The sequence below is a fragment of the Bradyrhizobium macuxiense genome (assembly GCF_007993935.1).
Classification (GTDB): Bacteria; Pseudomonadota; Alphaproteobacteria; order Rhizobiales; family Xanthobacteraceae; genus Bradyrhizobium; species Bradyrhizobium macuxiense_A.
This window is the reverse complement of the sequence record NZ_VITY01000007.1, coordinates 186,958-198,261: the sequence shown is the minus strand read 5'-3', so window position 1 is coordinate 198,261 and position 11,304 is coordinate 186,958. Positions and strand designations below refer to the sequence as shown.

9 protein-coding genes are annotated in these 11,304 nt (G+C 58.0%); all 9 read right to left on the bottom strand.

Annotated features, from left to right (window positions below; genetic code table 11):
- Positions 1 to 7 precede the first annotated feature (7 nt).
- Genes FBZ93_RS19980 through FBZ93_RS19940 form a run of 9 tightly spaced genes read right to left on the bottom strand, consistent with a single transcriptional unit; the run spans position 8 to position 11,286 of the window.
- Entirely contained in the window at positions 8 to 2,521 is a 2,514-nt protein-coding gene (locus tag FBZ93_RS19980; protein WP_146987739.1) for a lipid II:glycine glycyltransferase FemX, read from the bottom strand.
- Positions 2,522 to 2,554: 33 nt separating this feature from the next.
- Complete coding sequence (locus tag FBZ93_RS19975; RefSeq protein WP_146987737.1) at positions 2,555 to 3,682, bottom strand: GNAT family N-acetyltransferase; 1,128 nt, start codon at positions 3,680 to 3,682, stop codon at positions 2,555 to 2,557.
- Positions 3,683 to 3,715: 33 nt separating this feature from the next.
- Positions 3,716 to 4,489: a class I SAM-dependent methyltransferase gene (locus tag FBZ93_RS19970; protein ID WP_167529119.1), complete on the bottom strand. Its 774-nt coding sequence runs from the start codon at positions 4,487 to 4,489 to the stop codon at positions 3,716 to 3,718.
- A 54-nt stretch (positions 4,490 to 4,543) separates the two neighbouring features.
- Positions 4,544 to 5,869 (bottom strand): ABC transporter ATP-binding protein, encoded by a 1,326-nt coding sequence (locus FBZ93_RS19965; protein WP_167529118.1) that lies wholly within the window; start codon positions 5,867 to 5,869, stop codon positions 4,544 to 4,546.
- A 17-nt stretch (positions 5,870 to 5,886) separates the two neighbouring features.
- The gene (locus tag FBZ93_RS19960) at positions 5,887 to 6,846 is read right to left on the bottom strand and encodes an ABC transporter permease (RefSeq protein ID WP_146987732.1); all 960 of its coding nucleotides are present in this window, start codon (positions 6,844 to 6,846) and stop codon (positions 5,887 to 5,889) included.
- Complete coding sequence (gene asnB / locus FBZ93_RS19955) at positions 6,846 to 8,717, bottom strand: asparagine synthase (glutamine-hydrolyzing) (RefSeq protein WP_146987730.1); 1,872 nt, start codon at positions 8,715 to 8,717, stop codon at positions 6,846 to 6,848. Before asnB ends, FBZ93_RS19960 begins: the two co-directional genes overlap by 1 nt.
- A 39-nt stretch (positions 8,718 to 8,756) precedes the next feature.
- Positions 8,757 to 9,752 carry an NAD-dependent epimerase/dehydratase family protein gene (locus FBZ93_RS19950; protein ID WP_146987729.1) on the bottom strand — a complete coding sequence of 332 codons (996 nt, stop codon included), beginning with the start codon at positions 9,750 to 9,752 and terminating at the stop codon, positions 8,757 to 8,759.
- Between the two features lie 5 nt (positions 9,753 to 9,757).
- Positions 9,758 to 10,351 (bottom strand): acyltransferase, encoded by a 594-nt coding sequence (locus tag FBZ93_RS19945; RefSeq protein WP_146987727.1) that lies wholly within the window; start codon positions 10,349 to 10,351, stop codon positions 9,758 to 9,760.
- A complete protein-coding gene (locus tag FBZ93_RS19940; RefSeq protein ID WP_146987725.1) occupies positions 10,348 to 11,286 on the bottom strand; it encodes a Gfo/Idh/MocA family oxidoreductase in 939 nt (312 codons plus the stop codon). Before FBZ93_RS19940 ends, FBZ93_RS19945 begins: the two co-directional genes overlap by 4 nt.
- Positions 11,287 to 11,304: the final 18 nt, after the last annotated feature.

Sequence of the window (11,304 nt, the reverse complement as noted above, 5' to 3'; positions counted from 1 at the left end):
GCCGGTCTCAGGACCATGGCAGCGCGAAACGTTTACGCACGGTGGAACCGCTTTGACCGGGTCTTCTCTCGAACCACTCGAAGCATTCGCTCATCGTCCACGGAATAAACCCGTCCTCGACGAGTTTGCGAACAGCGTGGTGCATCCCCTGGGTCTTGGCAATATTCTCGGGATGCAGATTGACAACGATCACACCGGGAACGCCATCATTGCGAATTCGTTCAGCCAGCTCGAAGATGCAGTTGGCCGACTGCTGATCGTCCCAGCCATGGACGAACACGATCCCGTCACCGATCGCAGTCAGGACGCTCCAATGTTCAGTCAGCTTGTCATCCAGCAGGAGCTTGGCCGGCAACAGCGAACCATTGAGCACGCAGCCGTCGAGCCCCGGCAGATTGGAGCTCCCCTTCACGTTATGAGCGTTCCAGGCCGTCGCGTGTCCCCAATAGCCATCATTCAAAAAGCCATGATTTCGAACGGTGCGCGCACCTTCTCCGGTCAACTGCTCGAACCATTGTGCCTGTTCGGCGAACAGATCGGCGTATCGATCGGGATGCTCGAGGGCATCGGGATGAAGGCCCAGTTCGACCTTCCTGCCCGACTTAAGTTGCTTGAGCGTGCTCGCGGTGTGCTTTGTGAGAGGATGAAGAAAGTAGGTGACAGGTGTCGATCCGAGCGCCTCGCGCTGCTGCGCATAACAACTCAGAGCCGCCTGGTCGTCATCGCCGGTCACGACGATAGCGCCCACCGCCCCATTCGGCAGCATCGGCAACCTGCTTACCCCGCAATGCCGCGCCAATGCATCGGCCAGAGCCTCGCACCACCAGTCGGCGGGCCGCTCACGCAAGCTTTCCCCTGATAGCTGGCCGTCGAAAAGATAGTTCGGCCGCTCGCCGGCAAAGCCCCACATCGCCTCCGTTGGACGCTTTGCGGCCGCCGCAGGGTCACCCTGACGATAGCGAACAATATCGGAAACCAAATCGGTTCCGATGAACATGATTGGGCCGCCTGCGGCAGTGCCCAAGCAGAGCCAAGCGGCGCGCCCCTCATCGTCGGACACGATCGGCACACCGTCCGGGGCGGCGAAGCGCATGTAGGAATGCAGCGTCCGCAGCCTCTTCCATGGCTTCGCCCCTGCCATCTCGGCCCGCAGCACTTGTGCGGAGCCGATGGTTCTCGCCTCGGCCACAACAGCAAACGCCTCGGCGAACTCGACCGCCGGCAGCACTGCCGCGACCGCGCGGCCGCCGGCGAGGATCTCGCGTGCCATGGCCACATCCGTCCCTTGAGGACGATACAGCACGACGGGAGTGCCATCGGACGATGCCGAGGCCTGCGGAAACCCAAACACCCGGAGAAGGTGCGCGACGAATTCGCTGCCGGTTTGCGCAGTCAGCGACGCCGGCGCTGCGCGGTGGCCGATGCACTCGAGATTGTCCCGTATCGCGGGAAGCTCGCGGATGTACTTTTCGGGGCGCCGAAACATACTACCCTGGATGATCGATCTGGCCTCGGATCCGAACTTGGTCTTGAAATACGATACTTTGGAAATCGGCCAGTCCCGCGGCACTTCAGGAAACCATGGGCCCAAGCGGTAGGTCTGGAAGCCGGCGCGCTTCGCCCACAGCATCGCACTCCAATGGAGAAAGTCGTTTGGCCTGAAGTTCAATTCGTCGGGTCGCGAAACTCCGGCCATGAAATGCACGGCATTCTTGTCACTCAACAAGAACAGGCCCGCCAGCCGGGTCTCCTGGGCACGCGCGAACAGCAGATGCGCGCGGCCCTGCGAGAAGAAACTCTCCAGCACGGCTTCGTAATAGTCCGCGGGCGGCAGCACCTCACCCGTCCTTGCTGCCGATTCCCTGGCGATCTCCAGGTAGCTGCCCAAGGCCGAACGATCCGTCGCAAGCTCAAACTCGAGGCCCGCCTTGAGCGCCTTCCGAACCGCCCGGCGGCAACCATCATCCAAATTCGCGAACAGTTCATCCTCTGACGGATCAAGATCGATCAACTGATCAGCATTGACGGTCGAAAGACCGGGACAGGGCATCATTCCATGCGGACCGAAGGCGATCCCGAGGTGGAATCCAAAGTCCCTCACCCAGAAGGGAATTTCCTCGCGCGAGGCTGAGCGATTTGCCGGCGCGAGATTGTGGGTGTTCAGCTGGATCCGATCGACATCGTACAGCTCAGCCAGCGCAAATATCTGCTTCATAGCCGCCGAGCGCACAGCCCGTATGGTACTTCGATCGATCCCTTCACGAATGGCGAGGCCCGTATGGCGATGAATGCCGGAATGCAGCAGTCGCTCACCGAATACGCCACCCTCGTTCAAATATAGCGGCTGGATTCCCACGACATCGCCGTTTTCGATGAGCCCAAACGACAGGTTGGTATCCGCGAAGAAGCGCTCTTCGATCGCAACCCATGCCGCGTCGTGGGTGAGCCACGCCTCAGGTGAGGACGCCGCCAACGGGTTCCAGCGATCGGGCCCGAGCTCGTGAAATCCGACGATCTTCATTTCGCGATGAATGTGTTGGACATCAGGCGCGGATCACCGGTTTCTCCATTGAGTATATCGCGACAGTACCCTTCTGAGGTTGGATGCAGCACCGATCGGCTGGCCAATCCCCCCTGGATTTGCCGCGCTCGGTGTTGCTTGCTCAGCGAACTCCCCTTGTGGCTGCTTCGCAACTTCGATGGCCAGATTACCCGAGAACGATCGATGCACGACTGCTCCGAACTTCCTTTTAAATTCGCTCAAGCTGAGTGCCTTACCCTCACCGAACGGGACTGCGACGCCAAGGTCGTACCATCGATAACCGGCCCGCTTGAGTTCCTCCATTGCCGTCCAAAAGAGAAGCGGATTGATCCCTTGACGCAGATGTTCGTCTAGGCAACAGCCAATGTGATAGTACCCAGTGGTCCCGAACAGCGTTGCTCCATGATAGCCGACAACCTCGCCCTCTGCCGACACGCATCTCCACAACCCAAAATTGCCTGACGGCTCCAAAACTTCTGGGAGAGGACTCAACATTCCGAGCGGCCTTGGCGGCAAGGAGTTGCGTGCGTAGGTTCTCTCGTGAAGATCGAGTAAACTTTTGAATTCCGTTGTGACGGAGCATCGTTCAACGCGATAACCAGCTGAACGAGCTTTCTTGATATCTCGCACAACGTTCGTGGACAATCGCGACCACAACAGATCCAATGACTCCCTCAAATCTACGATCCACACATGAGTCGATGTGTCTGAAAATCCATGTTCCAACAGAGGATTGACTCCCCAGATCGCCTGGAGAGAAGTTTCGCTCAGTGGATGCAACCAGATCGACAGTTTGTTGGCCTTCGAAACTCGAGCTAGCTCGACTGCATGAGCGATCGCGCGTGCCCGTACCTTCTTTCCCATCTCTGGAGAGACTTGAGGCCCTACGATGACGCCGCCATGCGTATAGCCCCCTGAGGACATTGTCGTTTCCGACTGGTTGTAGGACAGTGGCATCACCGCAACACAGTCATTTCCAGAAAACACTGCGAAGTGATTGGCATGCAGCGAAAGCGTTCTATCCATCGCAGCCAACCACCCGGTCAGGTGAAACGCCCAACCGTCGGGGGAGCGCCGCACAAGACCGTCCCAAGTCGCTTCCAGTTCAGCCTGAAGCGGTCGGAATTCGAACTGAGGCATGGAATTGAAAATCAGTGGCGCCAGCCAAGCCCTTTATGCAGCTCGCGTGTAAACGACAGAGTACCTAAAGCCATAGTAGGGGTATAGTTTGTGAGCCGAAATAATGTTCGTCTCCATACCCAATGCGCTTCCAATTGCCTCAAATTTCGCAGGCTCGTGAAATACCGCGGGATCGCAGTCGAGAGGGGCAAAGTGACGAGCGCGATACTCGGCAATCCGATTGAAGTGCCAAGGCATCCACTTTCCGCTTTCTCTTGCCTCGTCTTCTACGTATGGCGGAAGGCCGGCCGAATATTCCTTAATTCTTGCATCGAAATCCGCCCGCAGCGGACGGGTGTCATTTAGGTTTCCCAAAAGGATTTTGCCGCCGGGACGCAAAATTCTGTGCATTTCCCGAATAAGATTTTCATAAATCCTCTCGTCCGGGATGTTCACGATAACATCGGTACACAAGACGCGGTCGACTGAGGCGTCTTCAAGGGGAACAGACCTACCGTCACCGACAATGAACGCAGCATTCGGCAGCCGCAATCGAGTTGCCAACCGAGCGCATGCCGGGCTCAGATCGACCCCCGTATAGGAGCGCGCCTTTGCGCTTAATCCGTAGGCGACGAAACCTGCAGCACAGCCGATCTCAGCCAAATCGGAGTCCTTTGACACCTGAAGGGCTTCGGCTATCCAATTGATCATGTCGGCGTAGACTGGCTCGGGCCAGACCCGATAATCGCGGCTACTGACGTACGCGACATCGCTGAGACTCAGATCCGGTTTTTTCAAAAGCTTCTGGGCGCGCTGGTCGAAATACATCCATGATTCAGAAGGGCTGAACATCAACCGGCGAAGATACTCTAGATATCGCATTTATTCTGGTCCGGCAGTTAACTCGAGTTCGGTGGACTCTTGCGGCTCTCGATCGTGCCTCCAAGCGGTCGGATGTTCGATCATTTGAGTGGCGCCGGGATCGAGTTTTCCAACAACATTCAGGACATAGCTGCGATCATGAAAATCCAGCCAGCGCATATTGCTTTTCTCGTCCCAAGCGCCAAGAAAGGGCGCGAATAAATAACGACCCGTTCCGAGTAGCAGCGGTTGGAACGAAGCCGTGAAGCACCCCTTCCGTCCGATCTTGTTCTGCTTCCATCTCCGCGTTCCTGCGCTCATGACCAACTGCCCCAGAGGGCTGAAGACTTGAATGGAGGCGTGGCAGGTCTCGTCAGTCGATTTTAGTTCACCCTCGTAGTGAATCACGACGTTGAGTTCCTCGCCTGTCGTGATCCTGTTGGTGGGCGCCCCCTGAGCATCCAGAAATTCGAATTTGACTATCTTTACTTCATTCGTACCATATTTGAAGAAATCATCGGTGAGCATCTGACTAGCGTTCGGATTTTTGACCATTTCGATTCCGGCCGTGCTGTGCCGTCGCAATTCCTCGTCCGACTTTTCATACACATAGCGATCGTAAGCCTTTGCGACGACCTCTGCGGTGCCGTTCAGAACGACGGCTCCATCGTCGATCCAAATTGCACGCGAACAAAACATCTGGATGGAACCGACTGCGTGGCTGACAAAAAGGACAGTGGCGCCGCTTTGGGTGATCTCTCTGACCCGGCGCAAGCACTTGTTGACGAATACGGCGTCACCTGCGGCCAAAGCCTCATCGATGATAAGTATTTCGGCATCGACAGCGATGGCAGTTGCAAAGGTGAGGCGCGCCTTCATTCCGCTCGAGTACGTCTTGAACGGCTGGTCGATGACGCTCTCAAGTTCAGAGAACGCAATAATGGATTGCATTTTCTGAGTGATTTCTTCCTTGCTCATGCCAGCGCACATCCCGCCCAGGACGATATTCTCCCGACCGGTATATTCATCTGAGAAGCCAGTACCTAGTTCTAGGATAGCCGAGATCTTGCCATTTATTTCGACCGCGCCCGACGTTGATTGCAGTGTCCCAGCGATGATTTTCAGGAGCGTACTTTTGCCGGCACCGTTGGGCCCAATGATGCCAACAACCGACCCGCGCTGAACTTCGAATGAAACATCTCGCAGGGCCCAGTGCTCGGTATGACGCACTCGACCGCCTAGCGACTCAAGCAGCAAGTCCGCAGGCTTCGCGTAGACTTTGTACATTTTCGATAAGTGCGAGACGACAATGGCGGGCTGATCAGTCGGAGGAACGGTGGCAAGCATCGGTGCAATATCCCTGCTCATAGTACGTTAGCCACGAACGGCTTGAGGCGGCGAAAAGCGCGGAACCCCAGCGCCAAGCCGACGAATGCCATTGCAAACGACACCCCCCAAGCCCACGGATGACGAATTTCACCGAAATACAGGACATCTTGATACATCCAAATGATGTACGAGAATGGGTTGAGGTAGAGCCAAATTCTCAAGACCGACGGCACCCATGATGGAAGGTAGAAAGCCGGGACGAGATAGACTCCGATCACCGTCAACACGGCAATAATATCCTTGATATCACGAAAGAATGGGGTGATTGCAGCGAGCAAATAGCCGAGCCCGAGCATGGCGATGATGTGCAATGCGGCTGCGACCGGCAGTAAGAGTAGCATTGGCGGCAGACTACCGTCGAGGACCAGTGTCCGGAAAACTACGACCACTATTCCTATTGCCAATGGAATAGTGGCGGCAACGATAGCCCCGAAAGGTAGTACCTCAATCGGAAACACGACTTGCTTGACGAGATTGGCTTGCGCAAGAAGCGCATTCGGACTTCGGGTAAGTCCGAGCTGAATGGACAACCAAGGTGCCAAACCGGTCAATATGTATGTCGTGTAGTCGCGAGGCATCTCGACATTCTGTTCGAGTCTGACTCTCATGATGTAGCCGAACAGCACAGTGTAGACGACAAACAGGATCAGCGGGTGCCCGAGGATCCAGAAGGATCCAAACACCTGACCAGCGTACTGGCCGCCAAGGTCTCGTTTGACTATTTCTAGGCTGAGCCGTCGGTGCTTCCATAAGGTGGTAGCGCATTGCCTAATCGCTCCCCAATTGGCGCGCGGGGCAAGCAGCGCGCCAATGGCACTTCGCACGTGAAGAAGTGCGATCATACGGAACTCTCCCTTCTCTGCTCGAAGCGAATCGACGAGCACGTAAGCAGGTTTCTGACCGCGGTCGAATGCAGCGCGCGCATCAGTTTCCATCAGAAACACGCATCCATGATCTGCTCGAGGTTGAGCAAGGACCAGATCAGCAGCCGCCTGTTTTGCCGGCCTTCCAGATGTTCGTCGACCAGCGAACGAACGGTCTTCCGATCCACCAGGTCGTAGATGCGGGCCGTGTTGCTGAAGAGCCTCCGTTTGACATACTCGATGCTCTCACCCTTGAACCAGCTGGCGTCCGGCGCCGAGAAGCCCTGCTTCTCGCGCTCTGCTACTTCGTCGGGAATATGCCGGCTCATCATCTTACGCAGAATCAGCTTGCCGTCCCTGGTGCGCTCGTAATAGCGCTGCGCCTTTCCGCCGGGCTCGTTTTCGTTGAGGCTGATGACCTCGGTCAGATTGCCAAGCTTCATCTTGGCGGGCAGCTTCATCGCGAAATCGACGAGATCATTGTCGAGGAACGGCACCCTGCTCTCGAGCCCATGCGCCATCGCCAGCTTGTCCTCGACGACAAGGAGCCCGTTCAGGAACGTCTTGGCCTCGAAATAGAGCGAGTGATTGACGTAATCCTCCGGCCGCCGCAGCTCCGAGGCGTGCTCCTTGAACACGCCCCTGAAGATGTCGATCGAAGAGGTCTGCCTGGCCTCATCCCATACCGGTCCCAGCAGGCTCGGCATCGTTCCGCTCGGAACCATGCGCTGCCAGAATCCAAAGTACTTTTCGATGTAGTGATCGAAATCATCGTTCACGACAGCGCGGTAGTAACGCCAGGGGTAGCCGGCGAACAGCTCGTCTCCCCCGGTCCCGGTCAGCACCACCTTGCCGAATTTGGATGCGAGCTTCGCCGCATAGAAGTTGGGGTAAGACTGCCCAACGCGCGGCTCTTCCAGATGCCATGCAAGCCGGGGCAGCGCGCGCTCCATGTCGCCGGCCTTCAAGACCATCTCATAGTGTTCGGTCTTGAACAGATAGGACATGTACTCGGCCTTTGTCCGCTCGTCATATCCGAGCTCGACGCCTGAGGCCGAGTTGAGATCGAAGCCAACCGTAAACGTCCTCATGAACGGCAGCTGACTCGATGCGAGCGCGGTAATGGAGCCGGAATCCATGCCGCCGGAAAGATAACACCCGACCTCGACGTCGCTCACGAGTTGGCGGTTGACCGCCTGCCTGAACAGGCGATCGAGCTCGTCGAGCGCCTCGTTCTCATCGACTGCGTACTCGGGCTCCTCGAAATGAAAATCCCAGTACTGCACCGGCTCGGCGACCCTGCCTCCCTGCGAAATCTGCAGATAGCAGCCGGCCGGCAACAACTTCACGCCGGCAAACAGCGTGCGCTCCGCGAAGAAGTTCTGAAAGCTGAGATATTCCGAGAGGCCTCTGATATCGACCCGCGCCTTATACTCGGGAAATGCCCGAAACGCCTTGTGCTCGGAGGCGAAGACGAATGTCTGACCGAGTTCGGCGTAGTAGAGCGGCTTCACGCCAAAGCGATCCCGGGCCAACGTGAGCTTCCGCTCTTGATTGTCCCAGATCGCAAAAGCGAACATGCCGTTGAACTTGAGCAGCGCACCAATGCCCCACTCCGCGAAGGCGTGCAGCAGCACCTCGCTGTCGCCGGAGGAATTGAAGACGTGCCCTCTGGCCGAAAGCTCGATCTTCAATTCCTTGAAGTTGTAGATCTCGCCATTGTAGGTCAGGACAAAGCGCCCGTCGCGGGTCTCCATCGGCTGCCGCGCGGCGTCGGTCAGATCAATGATCGACAGCCGACGATGACCCAGCCCAACGGGTCCGTTGCAGTAATGACCCTCGCCATCCGGCCCGCGATGGGCAATGATATCCGTCATTGCCGTCAACGCGGTGATAGAAGCGGGACGCCCGTCGCGGTGCAGAATTCCGGCTATGCCGCACATATGAACCTGGCCGATTTATTCAAATGATCTTACGTGCGCTCAGAGTTGAGCCTTGGCGCGCCGCTGATCGACCTGATCGATATGGCTCTTGCGCCACTCGATCAGCCGCCGCAGCCCGTCATCCAGGTCGATCGCGGCGGTGAAGCCGATTTCTTCCTGTGCCCGCTTCGGAGATCCGATGCGATTGCGCACGAGCGTGGCCTGGCTCCGCGGCGCATAGTTGATGGGCTGGTTGGAGCCGGTGAGGTTCAGGAGCTTCTCGGCGATCTGCTTCAGCGAGGTCCGCTGTCCGGTGCCGACGTTGTAGAAGCGGTCCGTCGCAGTCGCGCCCATGGCGCAGAGATTGGCTCGCGCGCAATCTTCCACCGCGACGAAATCGAACGCTTCCGATCCATCGCCGAGAATCGTCGGCCCTTCACCCTTGTCGATGGCATCGAGCATCTTCATGATGACCGCGATGTAAGCGCCGCGATAGTCCTGACGCGGCCCATACACGTTCATGTAGCGCAGCCCGACATAGTCGAGGCCGTAGCGGAAGTGGTAGGCGCGCGCCATGGCCTCGCCGCAAATCTTGGTCGCCCCGTAGAAGTTCTTGTTGTTGAACGGATGATCCTCCGTCATCGGTTCCTCGACGGCATCGCCGTACACGGATGCCGAGGACGACCAGACCAGCCGCTTGACGCCGTTGCGCACGCAGCCGTCGAGGACGTTGAACATTCCGTTGACGTTGACGTCAAAGGCGGTCCGTGGGAACTCGTGACACTGCAGCAGCCAGAGCGCAGCGAACTGAAAGACGCCGTCGGCCCCTTTCAGGGCAGCATCGAGGATATCGGTCTGCGTGATATCGCCGCCGGCCTCGAAAATCTTGACCCGGGGGTCGCGCAACGCGCCGGCAAGGTTTTCATGCGTGCCGCGTACGAAGTTATCGTAAATGACGATCTCGCCGACATCGGTCTGCGTCAATTGATCGACCGCATGCGACCCGATCAGCCCGGCGCCGCCGATAACGACAACTTTCTTTCCGCGAATGTCCATTTTCTTCAATCCTCGATTTCCACCAGCGCTTCATTGTGAAGCTCGTAACGACGATGAGTACGCGGGCACACCAGGTCGCTGCCCAGCCGCTCGCCTGCCCTGCTCATCCAACCAATTCGTCGCGCCGGATTGCCCGCCATCAACGAAAATGCAGCAACATCCTTGGTGACAACCGTACCGGCTCCGATGAAGCAGTACTCGCCCAGCGAATGCCCGCAGACGATGGTCGCATTGGCGCCGATGCTGGCGCCGCGCCCGATTGGCGTCTTGCGAAACTCGTCCTTCCGCGACACGCCGGCCCGCGGATTGTTGACGTTCGTGAAAACGCAACTCGGACCGCAGAACACGTCATCGGCGAGCTCGACGCCGTCATAGATCGAGACGTTGTTCTGGATCTTGCAGCCGTTTCCGATCCTGACATTCGGACCGATCATCACGTTCTGGCCGATCGAGCAGTTCTCACCGATCACCGTGCGCGGCAGAATATGGCAGAAGTGCCAGATCTTGGTGCCGCGTCCAACCACTGCCCCGTCGTCGACATAACTCGATTGATGGATCAGGACACCGGGGAAGCGCGGATCCTCGCGCATCTCGCTCATCTGTGCATCGCCTTCTGGGCAAAGGCGTGAACGCCGTTGCTTCGGACGATCGGCGCATTGCGGAAGGTGGAGACGATATCGATCGAAGGGCGGACCTCGTCCAGCCTGAAACCGCGGCCGGCGACGATCTCCTCATAGCTCCGCGTATGGAGGTCAGTGAACCCTTCGGAAAATTCGACCTCCTCACCGTCGACGGTGATCGAGCGGTAGGTCGTCTTCTTGCCCTTCACACTGTCGGGCAGATCATTGCGGTCGAGAGACAGGAACCAGCTCACATCCGCCCGCTCGCATTCCAGCGAGCCGGCCGCCCGCTCCGCCTCGCGCAGGTGCGCCTCGTTGCGGCTGGCGGGGCCGAACACGAAGCTCAGCATGTCGAAGAAGTGCACCCCGATATTGGTCGCCACGCCACCGGACTTCGCGTCCGCGCCCTTCCAGGAGGTGTGATACCAGCGCCCGCGCGATGTGATGTAGGTCAGCTCGACCTTGTGGCGCTTCTTGGAATTCGCGAAGCGGTCGCGCAGCGCGATGATCGCCGGATGCAGGCGCAATTGCAGAATGGTCGAGATGCGGCGGCCGGTATCCTGCTCGATGGCCGCCAGTTCGTCGATATCGCCGGGATTGAGGACCAGCGGCTTTTCGCAGATGGCATCGACGCCGGACCGCAGCGCGAACCGGCAATGCGCGTCGTGCAGATAATTGGGCGAGCAGATCGACATATAGTCGATCTTCGTGCCGCCTCTGCGCAACTGGTCGACGTAACGGTCGAACAGTTCGAACTGCGTGAAGAATTCAGCATCGGGGAAGTGGCTGTCCATGATGCCCACGGAGTCGTTCGGATCATACGAGACCGCCAATTTGCCGCCGGTCTCGGCGATCGCACGCATATGCCGCGGAGCGATGTAGCCGGCAGCGCCGATCAATGCATAAGTCGTCATGGACCCCTCTTTCGAACC